Origin of the sequence: Streptomyces rimosus (assembly GCF_008704655.1) — a bacterium.
In the GTDB taxonomy this organism is placed as follows: Bacteria; Actinomycetota; Actinomycetes; order Streptomycetales; family Streptomycetaceae; genus Streptomyces; species Streptomyces rimosus.
Genome location: NZ_CP023688.1, coordinates 3,094,503 through 3,118,872, shown reverse-complemented (window position 1 = coordinate 3,118,872; position 24,370 = coordinate 3,094,503). Strand labels below are relative to the sequence as shown.

General features: G+C 74.1%; 12 protein-coding genes and 1 pseudogene. 12 read left to right on the top strand and 1 reads right to left on the bottom strand.

Going from position 1 to position 24,370, the window contains the following annotated elements:
* Window positions 1-252: 252 nt before the first annotated feature.
* The 11 genes from CP984_RS42620 (at window position 253) to CP984_RS12590 (ending at window position 12,693) form a co-directional block, all read left to right on the top strand.
* Window positions 253-375: a hypothetical protein gene (locus tag CP984_RS42620; RefSeq protein WP_255304222.1), complete on the top strand. Its 123-nt coding sequence runs from the start codon at window positions 253-255 to the stop codon at window positions 373-375.
* A gap of 265 nt (window positions 376-640) precedes the next feature.
* Window positions 641-1,474 (top strand): sugar phosphate isomerase/epimerase family protein, encoded by an 834-nt coding sequence (locus tag CP984_RS12635; protein ID WP_003987413.1) that lies wholly within the window; start codon window positions 641-643, stop codon window positions 1,472-1,474.
* 25 nt (window positions 1,475-1,499) lie between these two features.
* Window positions 1,500-1,871, top strand: coding sequence for an acyl carrier protein (locus tag CP984_RS12630; protein ID WP_003987412.1), 372 nt, complete (start codon window positions 1,500-1,502; stop codon window positions 1,869-1,871).
* Window positions 1,868-5,302, top strand: coding sequence for a thioester reductase domain-containing protein (locus CP984_RS12625; protein ID WP_030185025.1), 3,435 nt, complete (start codon window positions 1,868-1,870; stop codon window positions 5,300-5,302). Before CP984_RS12630 ends, CP984_RS12625 begins: the two co-directional genes overlap by 4 nt.
* Window positions 5,299-6,207 (top strand): 3-hydroxyacyl-CoA dehydrogenase family protein, encoded by a 909-nt coding sequence (locus CP984_RS12620; protein ID WP_003981358.1) that lies wholly within the window; start codon window positions 5,299-5,301, stop codon window positions 6,205-6,207. Before CP984_RS12625 ends, CP984_RS12620 begins: the two co-directional genes overlap by 4 nt.
* The gene (locus CP984_RS12615; protein WP_003981357.1) at window positions 6,204-6,497 is read left to right on the top strand and encodes an acyl carrier protein; all 294 of its coding nucleotides are present in this window, start codon (window positions 6,204-6,206) and stop codon (window positions 6,495-6,497) included. The genes CP984_RS12620 and CP984_RS12615 overlap by 4 nt, the downstream gene beginning before the upstream one ends.
* A complete protein-coding gene (locus CP984_RS12610; RefSeq protein ID WP_003981355.1) occupies window positions 6,494-7,609 on the top strand; it encodes an acyl-CoA dehydrogenase family protein in 1,116 nt (371 codons plus the stop codon). The genes CP984_RS12615 and CP984_RS12610 overlap by 4 nt, the downstream gene beginning before the upstream one ends.
* Window positions 7,606-8,628 (top strand): 3-oxoacyl-[acyl-carrier-protein] synthase III C-terminal domain-containing protein, encoded by a 1,023-nt coding sequence (locus tag CP984_RS12605; protein ID WP_003981353.1) that lies wholly within the window; start codon window positions 7,606-7,608, stop codon window positions 8,626-8,628. Before CP984_RS12610 ends, CP984_RS12605 begins: the two co-directional genes overlap by 4 nt.
* Complete coding sequence (locus tag CP984_RS12600; RefSeq protein ID WP_003981351.1) at window positions 8,625-9,782, top strand: HAD-IIIC family phosphatase; 1,158 nt, start codon at window positions 8,625-8,627, stop codon at window positions 9,780-9,782. The genes CP984_RS12605 and CP984_RS12600 overlap by 4 nt, the downstream gene beginning before the upstream one ends.
* A complete protein-coding gene (locus tag CP984_RS12595; RefSeq protein WP_003981350.1) occupies window positions 9,779-11,053 on the top strand; it encodes an MFS transporter in 1,275 nt (424 codons plus the stop codon). The genes CP984_RS12600 and CP984_RS12595 overlap by 4 nt, the downstream gene beginning before the upstream one ends.
* A complete protein-coding gene (locus tag CP984_RS12590; protein ID WP_003981349.1) occupies window positions 11,050-12,693 on the top strand; it encodes an amino acid adenylation domain-containing protein in 1,644 nt (547 codons plus the stop codon). The genes CP984_RS12595 and CP984_RS12590 overlap by 4 nt, the downstream gene beginning before the upstream one ends.
* 25 nt (window positions 12,694-12,718) lie before the next feature.
* On the opposite strand, the gene CP984_RS12585 is transcribed toward CP984_RS12590, so the two are convergent.
* On the bottom strand, window positions 12,719-13,450 hold the full coding sequence (locus tag CP984_RS12585; protein WP_003981348.1) for a 4'-phosphopantetheinyl transferase family protein: 732 nt from the start codon (window positions 13,448-13,450) through the stop codon (window positions 12,719-12,721).
* Window positions 13,451-13,591: 141 nt separating this feature from the next.
* Here CP984_RS12585 and CP984_RS12580 point away from each other — a divergent pair.
* A pseudogene (locus CP984_RS12580) lies at window positions 13,592-24,247 on the top strand (non-ribosomal peptide synthetase); the annotation flags it as partial.
* Between the last annotated feature and the right edge of the window lie 123 nt (window positions 24,248-24,370).

Genomic DNA, 24,370 nt, shown 5'->3' with positions numbered 1-24,370 from the left:
TGCCCCGGCCACCGGCGTACGCCCGGGCCGGTGTCCACGCCGTCGGCCGACCCCGCCCGTGGCGTTCGGGCCGCCCCCTCCCGCTTTCGGTTGCTTCGTCCAACCACCCCTTCTGAGCTGCACGTTCATCAGCCGACGCGACGTCATGGGGTGACATTTCGCCATAGAGTGCGCACAGAGATGCGTGCTAGCATCCCCGTGTTCGACAGGGCCGCAACAGGTCGTCAGGATCGTTGGCCGACGGGGGCGCGAATGATGGCAATCGACGAGAGAGCGGACGCGGCGGGCACCGCCGCCCGCTCCGGCAGCGCGATCCGGTGGGCCGCCGGCCGCCGCACCGCACCACCACGCCGCCCGGCGGCCACCGCCGCGTAGCGGCCCGGGGCCCGGCGCCCGAAGCCGGAACACCGACCGTCGTCCATCCCTATGAGCGGGCCGTGCCTGCCGCGCACGGCACCGGACCGTCCACGCACCGGTGTGCGCGCGGCGGGTAATGCGCCGCCGTAACCGCGCGTCCGCTCCGTACCGACCACCACCGCACCCAACACCCTTCCCCGCCGGGCCTTTCCCGGTGTCCTCACGGCCGAAGTTCTCCGGGCCCATGTCCTGAACGCGCACCGACCTAGGAGCGGAACCAACCATGACCGGTCAGACAAGCCTCGGGCTGCTGGTGGACCAGGCGTTCTATGGTTCCCCGTACAAGGGCAAGGACGCCTGGCGGGCCGCCGCCGAACTGGGCGCCGAATGGATCTGCATCGTCGAAGAGGCGATGGAACTGGAACCGGAAAGGCTGCTGCAATTCCGCAGCGACGCGGAAGCGGTGGGCCTGCCGATCAGTTTGACGGCCTGTCACGCATTCGGCCTCAGTGATTTCCGTGATGTCGTGCGTGCATTCCATCTCAAGCGCGCCGAGATGCATGTGGACCTCACCCGCGACCTGGGCGGCGAGGTCATGAAGCTGCTGCTGGGGGACTGGTTCTGGCGTGCCATGTGGCCCGAGGAGGCGCAGTGGCAGCTGCTGGTCGCCTCGGTGCGCCGCCTCGCCGAGTACGCCGAGGCGCGCGGCATCGGTCTCAGCGTCAAGCCCGAGCCGATGGACACCTCGCTCATCACCGACGTCGACGACCTCGTACGGCTGCTGGACGACGTGGACTCCCCGGCGCTCCAGGCCAATGTCGACGTCTCCCACCTGGTCGTCGCGGGCGTGGCCGCCTCCGAGGTGGGCCGGCTGGCCGGCCGGGTCAACAGCGTTGACTACTCCGACTCCAACGGCACCTTCCACGAGCACCTGGTGCCGGGCGAGGGCGTAGCGGACATGGCCGCCTTCACCGAACAGCTCCTCGCCGTCGACGCCGGATGGATCGGCGTCGAGGTCGGCCCGTTCGCCGACCCGGAGAACGCCTACGACAAGGTCGGCCGGGCGATGGCCCGGTCCCGCGCCTTCTTCGAGACCGCGGCGGCGCGGCGTGCTTGAAACCGACACCCTCCCGGAGGCCCCCGTGGTGAACCCCGAAGACAGCGCGTCCGTCCCCGCGGACCCGCTCCAGCTCGTACGCCAGGCGTGGCAGGACGTGCTGGGCATCGACGCAGCGCCCCTGGACACCGGCTTCTTCGAGGCGGGCGGCAACTCGATGCTGCTGGTCATGCTCAGCGACGAACTGTCCGAGCAGACCGGCCGCGAGCTGGAGGTCGCCGAGCTGTTCCGGCACGACACGGTGCGCGCGCAGGCCCGGCTGCTGGACCCGTCGTACGAGCCCGAGGCCCCGGCCCCGGTGGCCGCTGCGGCCGGGCGCGGGCGGCTGCTCGGCAGTGCCCGGCGCGGGCGCGCGGACAGCGGCCCGGAGCAGGCGGAAGGGTCCGCCGCGCGATGAACAGCGAGACCGCCGTAGCGGTGGTGGGCGTCGGCTGCCGGTTCCCGGAGGCCGCGACTCCCGAGGAGTTCTGGAGCAACCTCGACAAGGGCGTGGTCTCGCTCCGGGACATCCCCGCCGAGGACCTGCGCCGCTGTGGTGTGTCCGCGGAGACCGCCGCCGCTCCCGGCTTCGTGACCCGGGCCGGCTGGGTCGGGGACCCGGAGCTGTTCGCCGCGGAGTTCTTCGGCTACCCGCCCGTCGAGGCCGAGCTGATCGACCCGCAGCAGCGCCTGTTCCTGGAGGCGTGCTGGGAGGGCCTGGAGCGGGCCGGGCACCTGCCGAACGGTGCGAACGGCCCGCAGGTCGGCGTCTTCGCGGGCGCCAGCAACAGCACGTACAACACGCTCCTCCAGTATGCCCGCGCCCGTACGGAAGGCCCCGCCGCCTTTGACGACCTGACGCTCCAACTGGGCGGCGGCATCGACTTCATGGCGCCCCGCGTCTCGTACAAGCTCGGCCTGCGCGGCCCCTCGATGGCCGTCCAGACCGCCTGCTCCTCCTCGCTGACCGCCGTGCACTACGCGGTCCTCAGCCTGCTGTCCGAGGAGTGCGACATCGCGCTGGCGGGCGGCAGCGGCCTGTCGTACCCGTCCGTCGGCTACCAGTACCAGCCCGGCGGCGTCCTGTCCGAGGACGGCTACTGCCGCGCCTTCGACATCCGCTCCACCGGTACCGGCGCGGGCTCCGGCATCGGCGTCGTCGTGCTGCGCCGCCTGGCCGACGCGCTCGCCGACGGCGACCCGGTCCTCGCGGTGATCCGCGGCAGCGCGGTCGGCAACGACGGCGCCCACCGGCCCGGCTTCACCGCGCCCAGCCCCGACGGCCTCGCCTCGGTGGTCGCCGCCGCGCTCGCGGTGGCCGGTACCGACCCCGCCGACCTGCGGTACGCCGAGGCGCACGGCTCCGGCACACCGCTCGGCGACCAGGTCGAGCTGCGCGGCCTCATCGACGGCCTGCGCGCGGCGGGCGGGCGCCCGGCCGAGCGCGGCCGGTGCGCGCTCGGCACGGTCAAGGCGAACATCGGGCACGCCGGATCGGCCGCCGGCATCGCCGGGCTGATCAAGGCGATCCACGTCGCCCGCACCGGCCACCTGGTCCCGCACCCGATGTTCGAGCACGCCCGCGACCCCGGCGTCCTCGCCGACAGCCCCTTCTACGTCCCCACCGACCTGGAGCACTGCACCGACCCCGGTCGCCAGGTGCTGGTGAACTCGATGGGCCTCGGCGGCGCCAACGCGTCCGTCGTCCTCGCCCCGCCGCCGGAGCCGGTCCGCCCCTCCGCGCCCGCCCGGCCCGTCGTACGGCTCCAGCTCTCCGCCCGTACGCGTACGGAACTGGACGCGCTCTCCCGCCTCCTGGCCGACGAGATCGACCAGGACCGCGCCCCGGCCGGGGACATCGCCCACACCCTGCGCGTCGGACGGCAGGACTTCACCGAGCGCCGGGTGGTCACCGCCCCCGCCGACCGGCTGGCCGCCGCCCTGCGCCTGCCCCGCCCGCCCGCCGCCCGCACCGTCCGCGCGGGCACCCGCCGCCCGGTGCTGGCCGTCACCGCGGCCGGGAAGCGCGCCGAGGAGATACGCACCGCCCTGCTGGCGGCGCTCGGCCGCCGTACCGAACAGCACGACACCGTGCCCGCTGCGCTGCCCGCCGACGCCTACTTGATCGTCGTAGGCGAGGCGGAGGGCCGCCCCGGCCGGTATGTGATCCCCGCGGAGGACGGCGCCGACCTCGCCGAACTGATCGCCGCGGCCCTCGCGGACGCCTGGCTGCACGGCGTCCCGGTGGACGCCCGCGCGATGGACGACGGCACCGGCCGGCGCGTCACACTGCCCACGTACCCGTTCACCCGGCGGCGCTGCTCGGCCCTGGACGACTCCGTCTTCGCCGTACCGGGCGCCGCTCCCCAGGAGCCCGCCCGGCCGAGCACGCCCGCCGGCCGGCCCGCCGGTCTCGAAGGCGAACTGATCGCCCTCTGGGAGGAACTGTTCGGCACCGGAGGCATCGGCCTGCACGACACCTTCGGAGCCCTCGGCGGCACCTCCCTGCTCGGCCTGCGGATGACCCTGGAAGTGCAGGAGCGGTACGGCACGCTCCTCAACCTGCACCGCACCGGCGGCAGCCAGGCCACCGTCGCCCGCGTCGCCGAAGCGATCCGCGGCGCGTCGGCCCGTACGGACAGCGAGCCCACCGGGACGGCAGACGCCGCCCTCATCGACGCCGACCTGGCCCTGGAACTCCCGCCGCTCGCACCGCGGGAGACACCGCCCGGCACGGACGTGCTGCTCACCGGCGCCACCGGCTTCGTCGGCGCCTTCCTGCTGCACGAACTCCTCCAGGACCCCGGCTACCGCGACAGCCGCGTCTACTGCCTCGTGCGCGCCGACGACGAGGTACACGGCCGACGGCGCCTGCGCGAGACCGCCGAACGCTTCCGGCTCCCCGAACCCGACCCGGACCGCGTCCGCGTCGTGCCCGGCGACCTGCGGGACATCGCCGAAATCTGCGAGTCCTACGGGGACGGCGAACTGGCCCGCCGCATCGGCCACGTCGTGCACTGCGGCGCCCACGTCGTCTTCACCGAGCCGTACGAGGTGCTGCGCCCGGCCAACACCCTGGCCACGTACCACCTCCTCGGCTGGATGCGCCGCCACGGCATCGCGGACATCAGCTACATCTCCACCCTCGCCGCCTGCGGCCAGGCCCTCGGCTCCGAAGGCCGGCTGCTGGAGCGCCGGGAACAGCCCCTGGACCCGGACGCCGGCGGCTACGGCATCTCCAAGTGGGTCAGCGAACGCCTGCTGGACCAGGCCGAACGGGACGGCATGCGCGTCCGCGTCTTCCGCCCCGGCCTGATCGGCGGCGACACCGCCACCGGCGCGTGCAACGACCTGGACCTGCTCTGGCGGCTGATCGCCGCGTGCCTGGCCATCGGCGCCCACCCGGCGGACGACATGCCGCTGCCGGTGGCCCCCATCGACCTGGTGGCCCGCGCCGTCGTCCGGCTCGGCCGCGAGCCCGGCTCCGTCGGCCGCGCGTACCACCTGGTCGGCGAGGACACCACCACCTTCGCCGCGCTCTTCGCCGAACTGGCCGCGCTGGGCGCGCCGACGCGCGGCGTACCGGTCGCCGAGTGGGCCCGGCTGGCCGGGCGGCGGGCGCTGGAGACCGGCGACCCGGTGCTGTCGACCATGGCGCTGTACGAGACCCACGACCTGGACACCCCGCGCGTGGACGTGGAGAGCCGGCTGTGGCGGCCGTGGCTGGACGACCACGGCCTGGACCCCCGCCTGGACGGCGAACGCACCCTGCGGGCCCTGCGCCACCTCGCCGGGCGCCCCGCCTTCGCGGGCCTGCTGACCGATGTGACGGAAGGTGCGGCGCAGTGACCAACGGCAAAACGACCGACGAGACGACCGGTAGGACGATGGTGGACGAGGAATGGGGCGACGGCCGGCTGGCCATCGTCGGAGCCGGTGTGATGGGTACGGCACTGGCCACGCTCGCCGTGGGCCGCGGCCTGCCGGTGCTGCTCACCGACGTGTCGAAGGAGCAGCTGGAGCGGGCCCGCGGCGCGGTGCGCCAGCAGCTGCGCCACGCCCGGCTGCTGGGCAAGCTGCCCAAGGGCCCGGACGGTGAGCTGATCACCGACACCACCGTCGCGGGCCTGGAGTCCGCGGCGGCCGTCATCGAGGCGGTCACCGAGACCACCGAGGCCAAGACCGAGGCGCTGGCCGCCATCTCGGCCGCCGTCCGGCCCGGCACGCTCATCGCCTCCAACACCTCGGCCGTGCCGGTCGACGAGCTGGCCGGCTACACCCAGCGGCCCGAGGACGTCGTCGGCACCCACTTCATGAACCCGCCCTACCTGATCCGCGCGGTCGAGGTGATCCGCGGCCCGCGCACCGGCGACGCGGCGATGGCCACGCTGGACCGGCTGCTGACCGCCCTGGACCGGGAGGCGATCGTGGTCGGCGACGGCCCCGGCTTCGTCTCCAACCGCATCCTGATGCGGGTGATCAACGACGCGGCCCGGCTGGTCGCCGAGGGCCGCGCCTCCGCCGAGTCCGTCGACCGCGTCTTCACCGGCTGCTTCGGGCACCGTACGGGGCCGCTGGCCACCGCGGACCTGATCGGCCTGGACAACATCGTCGACACCCTCAAGGTGCTGCACGACCGCACCGGCGACGACGGATACCGCGCCTGCGACCTGCTCCTGGAGAAGGTCCGCGACGGCGACTTCGGCCACAAGACCGGCAACGGCTTCTACTCCTACGGAGGAACGCGCGCATGACCACCGTCGACAACCAGGACGCGGCGACTTCACCCGGCGCCGCGGCGGTACAGGAGCGCCTGGTGGCGTTCCTGGGCGAGCGCACCGGCGGCGACTGGGCCGTGGACCAGGACCTGTTCGCCTCCGGGGCGTTCTCCTCGCTGTTCTCCCTGGAACTGCTCCAGTACGTCGAGCAGGAGTTCCAGGTCACCGTCGAGGGCGACGACCTGACCCTGGACAACTTCCGTACTGTGCCCGCCATCACCGCGCTGGTCCAGCGGCTGCGCGGCGAAGGAGCGGCGGGCGCGTGACGGCACAGGCGACCGCGGACGGCGCCCGCGCCGCGCTCGGCGAACTCGTCGGCGACCGCGCCGAGGAGTGGGACCTGGCCGGCCGCATCCCCGCGGAGACCGTACGGGAAGCGGCCCGGCGCGGACTGCTGTGCGCGCAGGTCGCCGCGGAACACGGCGGCCTCGGCCTGGACAGCCGGGCCAACGGCGAGCTGACCGCGTACGCCGGGTCGCTGTGCAGTTCGCTGCGCTCGCTGATGACCTCGCAGGGCATGGCCGCCTGGACCGTCCAGCGCTTCGGCACGGCGGCCCAGCGCGGCATGTTCCTGCCCCGGCTCACCGGCGGTGAGACGGCCGGTGTGGCGTTCTCCGAGAGCGGCGCGGGCAGCGACCTGTCGGCGATGCGCACGGAGATCCGCCGCGAGGGCGACACCGTGCACGTCACCGGCGCGAAGGTGTGGGTGACCGGCGCCGCCTACGCGAGCCTGCTGGTGGTCTTCGGGACGTACGGCTCCGGCGCGGCCGTGGTGGTCGTACCGGCCGACGCGCCGGGCGTGCGCATCGAGCGGGTGCCGGACCCGATGGGCTGCCGGGCCGCGGGCCACGCCGACGTCCACCTCGACGGCGTACGGGTGCCCGCCGATCACCTGCTGTCCGGCGCCGGGCTGCCGGTCGCCCTGCTCGCCACCACCGCGCTGACCTACGGGCGGCTCTCCGTCGCCTGGGGCTGCGCGGGCATCCTGCGGGCGTGCCTGGACAGCGCGGCGGCGCACGCGCGCACCCGCGAGCAGTTCGGCAAGCCGCTCGCCGACCACCAGCTGGTCGCCCGGCACCTGGCCGAACTGGCCGTCGCCGAGCAAGTCGCGCTGCGCTGCTGCGAGCACGCCAGCGCCTGCTGGGACGAGAACCGTCCGGAGCTGGGCACCCAGGCGGTGGTCGCCAAGTACGTCGCCTCCCGGGAAGCCGTCCAGGGCGCCGCCACGGCCGTCCAGGTGCTGGCCTCCCGCGGGGCGCGCGACGGCCACCCGGTGGCGCGGGCGTACCGCGACGCCAAACTCATGGAAATCATCGAGGGCAGCACGGAGATCAGCCAGCTGCTCCTCGCGGACCACGTACGGACGGGCCGGGGATGACGACGACGCACACGGGCGGCGGCACGGACACGGGCGGGGGCAGCGATGCGGCCGTCGGGGTGGGGGCCGTGCACTGCCTCCTGCCCGACGAGCTGATACCCGTCGAGAAGCTGGACGAGATCGGCCAACTGCCGCGCGAAGAAGCGGACTTCGCGCTCGGCTGCGGCATCCGTACGGTCGGCCGGTTCGCCGACGAGCCCGGGGCGGCGAGCCTCGCCGCCCGCGCCGTCCGCGAGCTGCGCGAACGCGACACCGCGGCGCCCGACCCCGATGTTCTGGTGGTCGTCGGCGCCCGCGCCCCCGAGGTGCTGCTCGGCTCCGACTCCGGCCGGATCGCGTCCGAGGCCGGGCTCACGAAGGCGTTCTCCTTCGTCCTGGACGGCCTGGGCTGTACGGGCTCCAGCTCGGCCTGGTCGCTGGCCCGCGACCTCCTCGTCGCCGACCCGTCCCGGCAGTCCGTCATGATCGCGCACGCCAGCCGCCCGGTCGCGCTGGACCGGGTGCGCCACCCGGTCACCGTCGTCGGCGACGGCGCCTTCGCCATGACCCTGGTGCGCGGCGGCCGCCCCGTACTGCGCGCCCACCGCCAGCACACCGACGGCCGCTTCCACGACCTCCTCCAGGTCGACTACAAGAACGCCCCCTGGTACGAGTGGCGCGAGGAGGTCAACTCCGCCGACCGCTACCGCTTCGAACTGGCCCTGCACAGCCAGCAGCACCTCAAGCGCCTGGTCGGGCAGGTCCTCCAGGACGCGGGCGTGGAGCGGGAGCGGATCGCCGCCACCCTCATGCAGAACGTCACCGCGCCGGCCTTCCAGTTCTACGAGACCCTCCTCGGCCTGCCCATCCACCCCGTGTGCACCGACCACCTCCAGGCGTACGGCCACCTCGGCGCCATGGACGTGGTCCTCAACCTGGACCGGCTGCTGGCCCGCGGCGAACTGGCGCCCGGCGACCTCGTCCTCGTCCTGAACAACAGCCCGGTCGCGGCGTGGGCCGTGACCCTCTGGGAGGTATGACCGGCATGGCGGGCAGCGAGACGGCAGGGACCACGAAGACCGCGGCCACGACGGGGGAGACCCGCCCGGCGGTGAAGTGCCTGGTCTGGGACCTGGACAACACCCTGTGGCAGGGCACCCTCCTGGAGAACGACGAACTTCGGCTGCGCCCCGGCGTCCTGAAGACGCTGCGCGCCCTCGACGAGCGCGGCATCCTCCAGTCGGTGGCCAGCCGCAACGACCACGCCGACGCCTGGCCCCGGCTGGAGGCGCTGGGCGTCGCCGAGTACTTCGTCCTGCCGCACATCGGCTGGGGCCGCAAGTCGGACGCCGTGCGCACCGTCGCCGAGCAGCTGAACTTCGCCCAGAACACCATCGCGTTCATCGACGACCAGCACACCGAGCGCGCCGAGGTCGCCTACCACCTGCCGGACGTGCGCTGCTACGACGCGGCGGAGGCGGCCGGACTGCCGGACCTCGCCGACTTCGCGCCCACCGTCACCACCGACGCGCGCCGCCGCCGGGCCATGTACCAGGAGAAGTTCCGGCGCGAGGCGGCCCAGAGCGAGTTCAACGGGCCGGACGAGGACTTCCTGCGCTCCCTGGACATGCGGATGCGCATCGCCCGCGCCGACGCGGACGACCTCGCGCGCGTCGAGGAACTGACCCTGCGCACCAGCCAGATGAACGCCACCGGCGTGCACTACTCCGACGCCGACCTGCGCGCCCTGCTCACCGACCCGGACCACGAGGTGCTGGTCACCACCGTCGAGGACCGCTTCGGCTCGCACGGCGCGGTCGGCGTGGCGCTGCTGGAGCGGCAGCCGGCCAGCTGGCGCCTGAAGCTGCTCGCCACCTCCTGCCGGGTGGTCAACTTCGGGATCGGCACCCACGTCCTGCGCTGGATCGCCGACCAGGCCGCCCTGGCGGACGTGCACCTGGAGGCCGACTTCCGGCGCACCGAACGCAACCGGATCATGGAGGTCGCCTACCGGTTCGCGGGCTTCAACTCCAAGCCCTGCGCCTGCCAGGACGGCCGCGCGGCGGACACGGACGCCCCGGCGGACGTCCAGCGCCTGCACCTGGTGCCGCAGCGGCAGGCCGCCCCCACGACGCTCACCGCGACGGGCCCGGTCCTGTGGTCCGGCGACGGCGCGGAAAAACCGTGGGCATGACGGAGGGCACGGGCGCGCACGTCTCCCGCGGCCGCTTCACGCCCTTCGGGCGGCTGTGGGCGTCCACCGCGGTCTCCGCGCTGGGCGACGGCGTACGGCTCACCGCCCTGCCACTGCTCGCCCTCTCCCTGACCACCGACCCGCTGCTGATCTCCCTGGTGACAGTCGCCAACTGGCTGCCGCTGCTGCTGTCGCCGCTGGCCGGCGTCTGGGCGGACCTGGCCGACCGGCGCTCGCTGCTGATCGGCGTCGACCTGCTGCGGGCCGCCGCGGTCCTGGTCCTCACCCTGACCGTGGCCACCGGTTCGGTGAGCCTGCCGGTGGTCTGCGCGGTGGCGGCGGTGCTCGGGCTGGGCGAGACGGTGCACGTCGTCGCGTCCCAGTCGTATCTGCCGATGGTGGTGGACTCCGGCCGTCTCGCCACCGCCAACGGGCGGCTCCACGTGGCGCAGCTGATCTTCCGCGACTCCGCGGGGCAGCCGCTCGGCAGCCTCGCCTTCGTCGCCGGCGCGGGTCTGCCGTTCCTGATCGACGGGGTGTCGTTCCTGCTGGGCGTGGCCCTGCTGGTCAGCCTGCCGCGCTTCCCCGCGCCCTCCGGCCGTACGGGGCCGGGCGACGCGCCGCGCTGGCGCACCATGATCCTGGACGGCGTACGCCTTCTCCGCACCGACCGGTTGCTGGCCACCCTCGCGGGCATGCTCGGCGCGCTCAACTTCTTCATGGGCGTCACCGGCACCCTCGAAGTCCTCTACGTGGTGCGATGGCTCGGCCTCCCGGAGGCTGCCTTCGGTGTCTTCCTGGCGGTCGGCGCGCTCGGCGGCATCGCGGGCGGACTGCTCAACTCGCGGCTGGCCGACCGCTTCGGGCTCTTCCCCGCCGCGCTCGGCGGCATGGTCCTGATGGGCGTCGCGATGCTGCTCACCGGCCTGGTGCGGCACGCGCTCGCCGCGGCCGCCGGCTTCGCCCTCATGGCGCTCGGCGCCGCCGTCTACCAGGCGCTGACCGTCTCCTTCCGCCAGGCCACCACCCCGCCCGACCAGCTGGGCCGCCTCAACGGCGTCTACCGCCTGGTGGGCACCGGCACCATCCCGCTGGGCGCGCTGGCGGGCGGCGCGGTGGCCAAGCTGGTCGACGTCAACATCCCGTACGTGGCCGCCGGAGCCGGTGTGCTGCTGCTCTTCGCGCTGGTCGCGCGGCCGGTCGTACGGATGGGCGCGGCGCAGCGGCAGCGCGCCGAGGCCCCGGCGGCACCGGCGGAGGCCGCTTCGTGAACCGCCCGCCCACCGAAGACAGCACCCCCGCCCCGACCCCCGCTTCGTTCCCCGTGGACCCCGTACGCCAGGAGCCCGCCTTGGAAGACCGCACCCTCCACCAGTGGTTCGCCGACTCCGCCCGCCGGTGGCCCGACGCCCCGGCCCTCGAACTGGGCGAGCAGGTCCTGAGCTACGGCGACCTGCACCGCAGGGCGGCGGCCCTGGCGGCCCGCGTCCTCGACGAGCTGCCCACCGAGGGCACGGCGGGTCCGCCCGCCCGGATCGCGCTGGTCGCCTCCCGGACGGTGGCCACCTACGTCGCGTACCTGGCCATCCAGCGCCTCGGCGCCTCCGCCGTCCCCCTCAACGCGGACCACCCGCTGCCCCGCAACCTCGACATCGCCCGCCGCGCCGGGGTCGGCGCGGTCCTCGTCGGCGAGGAGCACCGGGCCACGTTCGCCGATCTGCCCGGCGACTTCCGGCCCGCGGTGACCGTCGTCCCGGCGGACGGCGACGGCCTCCCGGAGCCGCCGGAGGGCGCCCTGCCCGCGGCCCCGGCCGACCCGGAGACGGAGGCGTACCTGCTGTTCACCTCCGGCTCGACGGGCCGCCCCAAGGGCGTGCCGATCCGCCACCGCAACGTCTCCCCGTACATCGCGTACAACATCGCCCGCTACGACGCGGGCCCCGGCTGCCGGCTCTCGCAGACCTTCGGCCTGACCTTCGACCCGTCCGTCTACGACCTGTTCGTGGCCTGGGGCTCCGGCGCCACCGTCGTCGTGCCGGACCAGGACGAGCTGTACCGGCCGGTGGACTACGTGGTACGCCGCCGGCTCACCCACTGGTTCTCCGTACCGTCCCTGGTCACCACCGCCCAGCGCTACGGCAACCTGCCGCTGGGACAGGTCACCACGCTCCGCCACAGCTGCTTCAGCGCCGAGCCGGTCACCGCGCAGCTGACCGCGCTGTGGCAGCAGGTGGCGCCCGGCACCCGTATCCACAACCTCTACGGACCGACCGAGCTGACCATCACCTGCACCGACCACGACCTCACCGACGCCCCGGACGCGGCGGGCAGCTCCAACGGCACGGTCCCCATCGGGCAGCCGTACCCGCACATGGAAGCCGTCCTCCTGGACGAGGACGGGAACCCGTGCGACGACGGGGAACTGTGCGTGCGCGGCGCCCAGCGCTTCGACGGCTACCTGGACCCGGCCGACAACGCCGAACGCTTCGTCCACTACGAGCCGGGCGTGCCCGCCGTCCCCTACGACGGCACCGGCCCGCTCACCCGCGCCCACTGGTACCGCACCGGCGACCGGGTCCGCCGGGAGGACGGCCGGCTGGTGCACCGCGGGCGGCTGGACAGCCAGGTCAAGATCATGGGGCACCGGGTGGAGCTGGGCGAGGTGGAGGCCGCGATGCGGCGCCACCCCGAGGTGACCGAGGCCGCCGTGGTGGCCGTCACCGTCAAAGACGAGGTACGGCTGCTCGCCGCCTACCTGGGCAAGGAGATGGGCGCCCACGAGTTCGGCCACTGGCTGCGCCGGCACGTCCCGCTGCACATGGTGCCGCGCCGCATCCGGCGCCTGGAGGAACTGCCGCACAACGACAACGGCAAGCTCAACCGCGCCCGGCTCGCCGAGCTGCTGGCGTGAGGGGCGGCGGCGTGACGGGCGGCGGTCAGGTGAGCGGGCCCTCCAGGGCGGCCGGGCGCTCCGGAACAGCGGGCGAAGGCAGCGCGCCGATCCGGGGACGCGCCGTGCTCACCACGGCGGCGACCGCGTCGCGGCGCGCGTCCGTGTGGTCGAGCACGTACAGATCGCCGTGGCGGGACGGGACTTCCACTGCTTCGTCCGGCCCCGGCAGGCCCGAGAGATCGACGGCGGCCAGCCCGCCCAGCGTCGTCCTTCCGAGCTTGATGAAGCACTCCTTGCGCACCCACTGGCGCAGGAAGTACGCGTCCGGATCGGCGTGTTCGCGCATCGCCGCCCGCTCGGCCGTGCTCAGCACCCGGCCCGCCGCGCCCCGTATGCCGTCCGGCAGCCTGCGCCGCTCCACGTCGATCCCGACCGGTTCGTGGCCCGCCGCCGCGGCCACCACGCCCGTGGTGTGCGACAGGCTCACGGACACCTGCGGCAGCCCGGCCAGCGACGGCCGCCCGTGCTCGCCGGAGCCGCAGCCGGGGCAGCGCTGTTCCAGTACGAGGGTATCGGCGGGCCGGTCCAGCAGCCGGGCCGCGCAGAGCCGCACCAGCACGTGCGCGGCGACGAAGTCGGCCCGTGCGCTCGCGGCCCGCATCGCGTCAGCGCGCCGCCGCTCGACCCCGGTGAGCAGCCGCTCGTACGCCGGAACCAGCCCCAGCACCTCGTCCGTGCCCGCCACCGTCGCCCACGGCCGTCCGCTCGCCCCCATGGCGATCACCTTCCCAGAGCGCCCGCCGGCCGGGCAAGGCAACCCCATTTCCGCTTTCGACCCTTTTGAACGGCCCGCTCCAGGCGCCGGCCGACGAGTGGAGGACCAGTGAACGTCAGGACGCACGCGGGGGTTTCCGCCATGCCCTTCCCGGAACTCTTCGCCCGGCAGGTGGCGCGTACGCCGGAGTCGACGGCGCTGGTCTTCGAGGGCGAGTCGCTGTCGTACCGGGAGCTGGACGCGCGGGCGAACCGGCTGGCGCACTGGCTGATCGGCCGGGGCGTGGGGCCGGAGGCGCGGGTGGCGGTGGTGCTGCCGCGTTCGGTTGATTTGGCGGTGGCGCTGCTGGCCGTGCTGAAGGCGGGCGGCGCGTACGTGCCCGTGGACCCGGAGTATCCGGAAGCCCGCCGCGCGTTCGTCCTCGCCGACGCCGCCCCCGCGCTGGTCCTCGACGCGGAGACCCTGCGCCGCGACTTCTCCGCGCACCCCGCGACCGACCCCGGAGCGCGCCTCACCCCGGCCCACGCGGCCTACGTCATCTACACGTCCGGCTCGACGGGCGTACCCAAGGGCGTCGTCGTCTCGCACGCGGGTCTCGCCGGACTGGCGGCCTCGCAGGCCGAGCGGTTCGCGGTGACGGGGCAGAGCCGCGTCCTGCAGTTCGCCTCGCCCAGCTTCGACGCGTCGGTCGCGGAGTTCTGCGTCGCCTGGCTGTCGGGCGCCGCCCTCGTCATGGCGCCCGCCGCGCGCCTGCTTCCCGGCGCGGGCCTGGCGGAACTGGTCGCCGAACAGCGCGTCACCCACGCCACCCTGCCGCCGTCCGTCCTCGCGGCCCTGCCACCGCGGACCACCCTGCCGGAGATCACCTCGCTGGTGGTGGCGGGTGAGAGCTGCCCGCCCGACGTGGCCGGGCGGTGGTCGGCGGGGCGGCGCATGGTCAACGCGTACGGGCCGACGGAGACCACGGTCTGCGCCACCGTCGGCGAGCCGCTGTCCGGCCGGGTGGTGCCCACGCTCGGCACACCCATCGCGGACGTGCGCCTGCAGGTGCTCGACGCGTCGCTGCGCCCGGTCCCGGCGGGCGGCACCGGCGAGCTGTACGTCACCGGCACCGGCCTGGCCCGCGGCTACCTGGGGCGGCCGGCGCTGACCGCGGAGCGGTTCGTGGCCTGCCCGTTCGGCCCGGCGGGCGCGCGGATGTACCGTACGGGCGACGTGGTGCGCCACCGCGCAGACGGCGAGCTGGAGTTCGTCGGCCGCGCCGACGACCAGGTCAAGGTGCGCGGCCACCGCATCGAACCGGGCGAGGTCGAGCAGACGCTCGCCGCCCACCCGGGGGTCGGGCAGGCCGTGGTCGCCGCCCGCGAGGACCGGCCCGGCGACGTACGCCTGATCGGCTACGTCGTACCGGCCGACGGCCCCGCGCCGGACGCCACCGGGGACGACGCGCACCAGGTCGGCGAATGGCAGCAGATGCACGACCTCGTGTACGCCGACGAGGCCAAGCCGCAGGACGACGAGCCGCCGTTCGGCGAGGACTTCAGCGGCTGGAACAGCAGCTACGACGGCACCCCGATCCCCGTGGACGAGATGCGCGACTGGCGCGCCGAGACCGTCCGGCGCATCCTCGCGCTCAGGCCGCGCCGGGTCCTGGAGATGGGCGTCGGCAGCGGCCTGCTGCTCTCCAAGGTGGCGCCCGCCTGCGAGGCGTACTGGGGCGCGGACTTCTCCGCGCCCGCCGTCGAGCGGCTGCGCCGTCAGGTCGCCGCCGTACCGGACCTGGCCGGCAAGGTCGAGCTGAGCTGCCGCCCCGCCGACGACACGACGGGCCTGCCCACCGGCTACTTCGACACCATCGTGATCAACTCGGTCACCCAGTACTTCCCCAACGCCGCCTACTTCCTGCGCGTCCTGCGCAACGCCGTGGACCTGCTCGCCCCCGGCGGCCGGGTCTTCGTCGGCGACATCCGCAACCGGCGCCTGCTCCGGCTCTTCCGTACGGCCGTCGAGCTGACCCGCGCCGGGACCGGCACCGGCACGGGCGCGCTCGCCGCGGTGATCGACCAGGGCGTACGGCTGGAGAAGGAACTCCTCGTCGACCCCGACTTCTTCGCCGCGCTGCCCGCCGAACTGCCCGCTCTGGCAGGCGCCGACCTCCGGCTCAAGGGCACCCGCCACCACAACGAGCTGACCCGCCACCGCTACGACGCCGTCCTGCACAAGCAGCCCGCCCGTACGGTCTCCTTCGCCGATGTGCCGTGCCTGGCCTGGGGCAAGGACGTGACCGACACAGGCAGCCTGGAAGCCGCTCTGCGGGAGAGGGCCGGGCAGCGGCTGCGTCTGACCGGAGTGCCCAACCCGCGTCTGGCGGGCGAGGCGGCGGCCGAGGCCGCCGTCACGGCGGGCCTGCCGGTGAGCGAGGCGCGGGCCCGGCTCGGCGGGACCGACGCCGCCACCGGGGCCGAACCCGAGCTGATCACCGAACTGGGCGCCCGCCTCGGCCTGTGGACGGCCGTCACGTGGTCGCCCGACGGCACGGAAGGACAGTACGACGTCCTCTTCGCGCCGGAGACGGATCTGGCCTCGGCGGCCCCCGTGGCCCTCTGCCGCCCGTCCGGCGACCTCACCGGCCCCCCCGCCGGCCACACCACCGACCCCGGCGCCGCCCTGACCACCGCGGCCCTGGTCACCGACCTCCAACGGCACCTGCGCGACCGGCTGCCCGCCTATCTCGTACCCTCCGCGATCGTCGCGCTGGACACCCTCCCCCTGACGCCGAACGGCAAGGTGGACCGCGCCGCGCTGCCCGCGCCCGACCTGTCCCACGCGGGCGACGGGACCGGTGGCCGGGCGCCGCGCACCCCGCGCGAGGGCGTGCTGTGCGAGCTGTACGCCGATGTCCTCGGTGTGCCCCAGGTCGGCATCGACGACAGCTTCTTCGCCCTGGGCGGCCACTCCCTGCTGGCCACCCGCCTGATCGGCCGCATCCGCACCGCCCTGGACGTGGACCTGCCGATCACCGCCGTCTTCGAGGCCCCCACGGTCGCCCGGCTCGCCGAGCACATCGACGCCGCCGCCTCCGGTGGCCGCCCGGCGCTGCGCCCGGCCCCGCGCCCCGACGCGCTGCCCCTGTCGTACGCCCAGCGTCGCCTGTGGTTCCTGCACCGCCTGGAGGGCCCGAGCGCCACGTACAACGTCCCGCTCGCGCTGCATCTGTCCGGCGAACTGGACCATGACGCGCTGCGGGCGGCCTTCGGCGACCTGCTCGCCCGCCATGAGAGCCTGCGCACGGTCTTCCACGAGACGGCCGCCGGCACCCCGCACCAGGTCGCCCGCGACCTGGGCGACCTGCCAGACCTGTCGTCCGTCTTCTCCGTCGTACGGACCGGCCCCGACGACGTACGGCGACTGCTCCACGAAGCCACCCGCCACGCCTTCGACATCACCACCGAACTGCCGCTGCGCGCAACGCTGTTCCACGTGAAACCAAACGAGCATGTGCTGCTGCTCCTGCTCCACCACATCGCAGGAGACGGCTGGTCGGCGGCCCCGCTCGCGCGCGACCTGGCCGAGGCGTACGACGCGCGGCGCAAGGGCGCGGCGCCCCAGTGGTCGTCGCTGCCGGTGCAGTACGCCGACTACACCCTCTGGCAGCGTGACCTCCTCGGCGACCCGCAGGACCCGGACAGCGTCCATAGCCGGCAGCTGGCCTACTGGACCGACCAGTTGAAGGGCCTCCCCGAGGAGATCGCGCTCCCGTACGACCGCCCGCGCCCGCGGCGCGCGACGTACCGGGGCGACGCCTTCGGCCTGGAGCTGCCCGCCGCCCTGCACGCCGATCTGCACACGCTGGCACGCGACACCGGCACCAGCCTGTTCATGATCGTCCAGGCCGGGCTGGCGGCCCTGCTCACCCGCCTCGGCGCCGGTACGGACATCCCGCTCGGCAGCCCCGTCGCGGGCCGCACCGACCAGGCCCTGGACGACCTCGTCGGCTTCTTCGTCAACACCCTCGTGCTGCGCACCGACACCTCCGGCAACCCCACCTTCCGTGAGCTGCTGCGCCGCGTCCGCGACACCGACCTCGCCGCCTGGACCCACCAGGACCTGCCCTTCGAGCAGCTGGTCGAGGCCCTGAACCCGGTGCGCTCCGCGGGCCGGCAGCCCCTGTTCCAGGTGGTCGCCGCCGTGCAGAACGCCCCGGAGGGCGGCTTCGGGCGGCTCGGCGTCCGCACCCGCTCCGAGCTGCTCAGCACCGGCACCGCCAAGTACGACCTCTTCTTCAGCCTCTGGGAGCGCCAGGGCCCGCAGGGCGAACCGCGCGGCCTGGACGGCTTCGTGGAGTACAGCACCGACCTCTTCGACCGCGGCACGGCCGAGACGCTCGCCGCCCAGCTCGTCCGCGTCCTGGAGACGGCGGCCGCCACGCCGGACGTCCCCCTCGCCCACCTCGACATCCTGACGGCCGGGGAGCGCGAGCGGCTGCGCCGTGACGCGTCGGCCGCCGTGCCCGCCGTACGGCACAGCACGCTGCCCGAACTGTTCGCGGAGCAGGTGGCGCGTACGCCGGAGGTGACGGCGCTGGTCTTCGAGGGCGAGGCGCTGTCGTACCGGGAGCTGGACGCGCGGGCGAACCGGCTGGCGCACTGGCTGATCGGGCAGGGCGTGGGGCCGGAGGCGCGCGTGGCGGTGGTGCTGCCGCGTTCGGTGGAGCTGGCGGTGGCGCTGCTGGCCGTGCTGAAGGCGGGCGGCGCGTACGTACCCGTGGACCCGGAGTACCCGGAAGCGCGTCGCGCGTTCGTCCTCGCCGACGCCGCGCCCGTCCTCGTCCTGGACGACGAAGCCGTACGCCAGGATCTGTCCGCTCATCCCGACACGGCCCCGGTGACCGGCCTGCGCCCGGCCCACCCGGCGTACGTGATCCACACCTCCGGCTCGACCGGCACGCCCAAGGGCGTCGTCGTCACGCACACGGGCCTCGCCGCGCTGGCGGCCTCGCAGGCCGAGCGGTTCGCGGTGACGGGGCAGAGCCGCGTCCTGCAGTTCGCCTCGCCCAGCTTCGACGCGTCCGTCTCCGAGATGTGCGTGACCTGGCTGACCGGCGCCGCCCTGGTCATGGCGCCGGGGGAGCGGCTGCTGCCCGGAGCGGGCCTGGAGGAACTGCTCGCCGAGCAGCGGGTCACCCACGCCACCCTGCCGCCGTCGGTCCTGGCCGCGCTGCCCCCGCAGGCGACGCTGCCCGGCCTCGCGTCGCTGGTGGTGGCGGGCGAGGCGTGCCCGGCCGACCTGGTGGAACGGTGGTCGGCGGGGCGGCACATGGTCAACGCGTACGGCCCGACCGAGGCCACCGTGTGCGCCACCGTCGGCGAGCCGCTGAGCGGGCGCGTGGTGCCCTCGCTCGGCGCGCCGATCGGCGACGTACGGCTCTTCGTGCTCGACGCACTGCTGCGCCCGGTGCCGGACGGCGCCGCGGGCGAGCTGTACCTCGCGGGCTCCGGCCTGGCCCGCGGCTACCTGGGGCGGTCCGCGCTGACCGCGGAACGCTTCGTGGCCTGCCCGTTCGGCCCGGCGGGCGCCCGCATGTACCGTACGGGCGACCTCGTACGGCGCCGCGCGGACGGCGGCCTGGAGTTCGTCGGCCGCGCCGACGACCAGGTCAAGGTGCGCGGCCACCGCATCGAACCGGGCGAGGTCGAGCAGGCGCTCACCGCCCACCCGGCGGTGCGCCAGGCCGCCGTGGCGGCGCGCGCCGACCGCACCGGCGACCTGCGCCTGACCGGCTACGTCGTGCCCACCGCCGACGCCGCCCGGCAGACCCTCGCCGCCGACCTGCGCCGCGACCTCCTCGGCCGGCTGCCGGAACACCTGGTGCCGTCCGTGATCACGGTGCTCGACGCGCTGCCGCTCACCCCGAACGGCAAGGTGGACCGCAAGGCCCTGCCCGCCCCCGACCCGGCCCGCACCGGCGGGGACGCGGGCGGCCGGGCCCCGCGCTCACCGCAGGAGGAGATCCTGTGCGAGCTGTACGCCGACCTCCTCGGCGTCACCCGCGTCGGCATCGACGACAGCTTCTTCGCCCTCGGCGGCCACTCCCTGCTCGCCACCCGCCTGGTCAGCCGCATCCGTGCCGTACTGGGCGTCGAACTGCCCATCGCCGCCCTCTTCGAGGCGCCCACCGTCGAGGCCCTGGTCGAACGCCTCGGGCTGTCCACCGCGCGGACCCGCACCGCCCTGCGGCCCATGCCGCGCCCCGAGGTCCTGCCCCTGTCGTACGCCCAGCGCCGCCTGTGGTTCCAGTACCGCCTGGAAGGCCCCAGCCCCACGTACAACATCCCGCTCATGCTGCGCATCGCGGGACCGGTCGACGAACAGGCGCTGCGGGCGGCCCTCGGCGACCTGCTCGCCCGCCACGAGAGCCTGCGCACGGTCTTCCGCGAGACCGGCGGCACCCCGCAGCAGGTCGTCCTCGACCCGGCCACGGAGCCGGACGCCTTCGACATCCTCAGCGTCACGGAGGACGTGCCGGACGACCCCGCGGCCTTCCGCGAGCTCCTGAAGCAGGGCGCGCGGCACCGCTTCGACCTGACCGCCGACCTGCCGCTGCACGTGAAGCTCTTCCGAGTGGGCCCGCAGGAGACCGTCCTGCTCCTCCTCCTGCACCACATCGCCGGTGACGGCTGGTCGATGGCCCCGCTGTCGCGCGACGTGGCGACGGCGTACGACGCGCGCCGCGCGGGCCGGGCCCCGCGGTGGACGCCGCTGCCCGTCCAGTACGCCGACTACACCCTCTGGCAGCGGCAGTTCCTCGGCGACCCCGAGGACCCGGACAGCGTCTACGGCCGCCAGATCGCGTACTGGCGCGAGCAGCTGCGCGACCTCCCCGAGGAGATCGCCCTGCCCTTCGACCGTCCGCGCCCGCAGCGCGCCTCCTTCCGCGGCGACTCCATCACCTGGGAGATCCCCGCGGACCTGCACCAGCGCCTGCACGCCCTCGCGGGCGAGACCGGCACCAGCCTCTACATGGTCCTCCAGGCCGGCCTCGCCACCCTGTTCACCCGCCTCGGCGCCGGTACGGACATCCCGCTCGGCAGCCCCGTCGCGGGCCGTACCGACCAGGCCCTGGACGACCACATCGGCTTCTTCGTCAACACCCTGGTCCTGCGCACCGACACCTCGGGCGACCCCACCTTCCGCGAACTCCTCCAGCGCGTACGGAACACCGCCCTCACCGGCTGGGCCCACCAGGACCTCCCCTTCGAGCAGCTCGTCGAGGCCCTGAACCCGGTCCGCTCCGCGGCCCGCAACTCCCTCTTCCAGACGATGCTCACCCTCGACAACGCGCCGGAGGGCGAGTTCACCCTCGGCGGCCACCCCGCCCACACCGAACCCGTGCACGTCGACGCGTCCCGCTTCGACATGTCGGTCTTCCTGACCGAACGGCGCGGCGCGCACGGCGAACGGCCCGGCATGGACGGTGCGATCGAATTCAGCACCGACCTCTTCGACCGCGGCACGGTCGAGGCGCTGGCCGCCCGGCTGGTCGCGCTGCTCGACGCGGTGACCACCGACCCCGACCAGTCCCTCGCCCACCTCGACGTACTGACCGCCGACGAGCGCGCCCTGCTCCTCGGCGAGGTCAACGCCACCGACCGGCCCGTCCCGCGCACCTCCCTCGCCGAGGCGTTCCAGGCCAGGGCGTCCGCCCACCCCGACGCGCCCGCCGTGACCGCCGACGGCACGACCCTCACCTACGCCGAGCTGAACGCCCGCGCCAACCGCCTGGCCAGGCACCTGATCAGCGAGTACGGAGTCGGCCGCGAGAGCCGCGTCGCCGTCCTCCTGGACCGCTCAGCCGACCTGGTCGTGGCGATCCTCGCCGTCCTCAAGGCGGGCGGCGTGTACGTACCGCTCGACCGGCGCTACCCGGCCGCCCGGATGCGCCTGATCGCGGCCGAGACGGAGGCCGTCCTCGTCCTCACCCAGCGCGACCTCCCGGCCGCCGCCTACCTCCCCGGCGTACCGGCCGTGCACGTGGACGACTGCGCCGGAACGGTGGCGGACCTCCCCGCCACCGACCTCGCCGCGCCCACCGCCCACGCCGACACCGTCGCGTACGTCATGTACACCTCCGGCTCGACCGGCACCCCCAAGGGCATCGCCGTCACCCAGGGCGACGTGGTGGGCCTGGCCGCCGACCACTGCTGGGGCGAGGGCGCGCCGGACGGTGCCCGGCACACCGTGCTCGGCCACGCCTCCATCGCGTTCGACGCCTCGACCTTCGACCTGTGGATCCCCCTGCTCAACGGCGGACACCTGGTCATGGCCCCGCCCGGCGACCTCACCCCCGACGACTACCGGAGCCTGCTCACCGATCACCACATCACCGCGGTCCTCCTCACCACGGCCCTGTTCAACCTGCTCGCCGAGGAGTGCCCCGGCGCGCTGGCCGGCGTCCGCCAGGTCTGGACGGGCGGCGAAGCGGCCTCCCCGTCCGCCGTACAGAAGATCCTGGGCGCCTGCCCGGACACCCGCGTCTTCAATGTCTACGGCCCCACCGAGGTCACCATGGCGGCGACCTACCATGCCCTCCAGGGGCCGCAGCGGGTCGCCGGCACCGTCCCCATCGGGCGCCCCATGGACAACATGCGCGCCTACGTCCTCGACAGCGCCCTGCGCCCCGTGGCCCCGTCGGTGACCGGCGAACTGTACGTCGGCGGCGCCGGCCTCGCCCGCGGCTACCTGAACCGCCCCGGACTGACCGCCGAACGCTTCCTCCCCGACCCCTTCGGCGCGCCGGGCACCCGCATGTACCGCACCGGCGACCTGGTCCGCTGGACCGCCGACGGACGACTCGACTACGTCGGCCGCGCCGACACCCAGGTCAAGATGCGCGGTTTCCGCATCGAACCCGGCGAGATCGAAACCGTCCTGGACGCCCACCCGACGGTCGCCCAGGCCACCGTCAACCTGCGCGAGATCGCCCCCGGCGACACCCGCCTGATCGCCCACCTCGTCCCCGTGACGAAGGAAGCCTTCGACGCCACGGCCCTGCGCCGCCACCTGCGCGACCGGCTCCCCGCCTACATGGTCCCGTCCGCACTGGTGGCGCTCGACGCCCTGCCGCTCACCCCGAACGGCAAGGTGGACCGCAAGGCCCTGCCCGCCCCCGACCCGCGCTCGGAACTCGGCGGACGGGGCCCCCGTTCACCCAAGGAAGAGATCCTCTGTGCGCTGTACGCCGACGTGCTGCGCGTCCCCCGCGTCGGCATCGACGACAGCTTCTTCGTCCTCGGCGGCCACTCCCTGATGGCGACCCGCCTGATCAGCCGCATCCGTACGGCCCTGAACGTGGAACTCCCCATCGGCGCCCTCTTCGAGGCGCCCACCGTCGCCGCCCTGGCCCAGCGCATAGACAGCGCCACGGCCCAGCCCCGCCCGCCGGTGAAACCCGCCGCGCGTCCCGACACCCCCATTCCCCTCTCCTACGCCCAGCGCCGCCTGTGGTTCCTGCACCGCCTCGAAGGCCCCAGTCCCACCTACAACATCCCGCTGGCCCTGCGCTTCTCCGGCACCCTCGATCCCGAGGCCCTACGGGCCGCCATCGGCGACCTCGTGGCCCGCCACGAGAGCCTGCGCACCGTCTTCCCGCGCCGGGCCCGCGCGGCCCAGCAGATCATCCTCCCGCCCGACTCCGGTCGCGACCTCCTCACTGTGGTGGAGTTGACCCCCGACGACCTCGCCCCGGCCCTGGGCAAGGCCGCCCGCCACCCCTTCGACATCACCACCGAACACCCGCTGAAGGCCACCCTCTTCACGACCGGCCCGACGGACCACGTCCTGCTCCTCCTCCTGCACCACATCGCAGGCGACGGCTGGTCCATGGCCCCCCTGTCCCGCGACCTCGCCGCGGCCTACGACGCCCGCAGCGCAGGCGAGGGACCCCAGTGGACCCCGCTCCCCGTCCAGTACGCCGACTACACCCTCTGGCAACAGCAGTTCCTCGGCGACCCGGCCGACCCCGACAGCACCTACAGCCGCCAACTCGCCTACTGGCGCACTCAGCTCGCGGACCTGCCCGCCGAAATCCCCCTTCCCCTCGACCACCCGCGCCCCGAAGCCACCACCTACCAGGGCGACATGTTCCCCCTCCAGATCCCCGCCGACCTCCACCAGGGCCTCCACGCCCTGGCCGGCGACACCGGCACCAGTCTCTACATGGTCGTCCAAGCGGGCCTGGCAGCCCTCCTGACCCACCTCGGCGCCGGTACGGACATCCCCCTGGGCAGCCCCATCGCCGGCCGCACCGACCAGGCCCTGGACGACCTCGTCGGCTTCTTCGTCAACACCCTGGTCCTGCGCACCGACACCTCAGGCGACCCCACCTTCCGCGAACTCCTCACCCGCGTCCGCGAAACCGACCTGGCCGCCTGGTCCCACCAGGACCTCCCCTTCGAACAACTCGTAGAAGCCCTCAACCCCGCCCGCTCCACAGCCCGCCACCCCCTCTTCCAAACCCTCCTCACCCTCGACAACGCCCCCGAACGCCACTTCACCCTCGCCGGCAACCCAGCCCGAACCGAGCCGCTGGATCTCGGTGTGTCCCACTTCGATCTGTCGTTCGGGCTTACGGAGAGGCGGTCGGGGGAGGGGGCGCCGGAAGGGTTGGACGGCTTCGTGGAATTCAACACGGACGTATTCGAGAAGGGGACCGTGGTGGGGATCGCGGAGAAATTGGTGGGGGTGCTGGGGGCGGCTGTGGCGGGGCCGGACGTGCCGATCTCCGAACTGCTCCCGTAGACAGCTGGAACGGCCGGAAGAACGGGGCCCGCTCGAACGGTCGGAAGCACGGGGCCCGCTACGCCCTCGCCCGGATGACGTAGCGGGCCCCGCCGATCCCACGGAAGGCAGCCGCGAGGACAT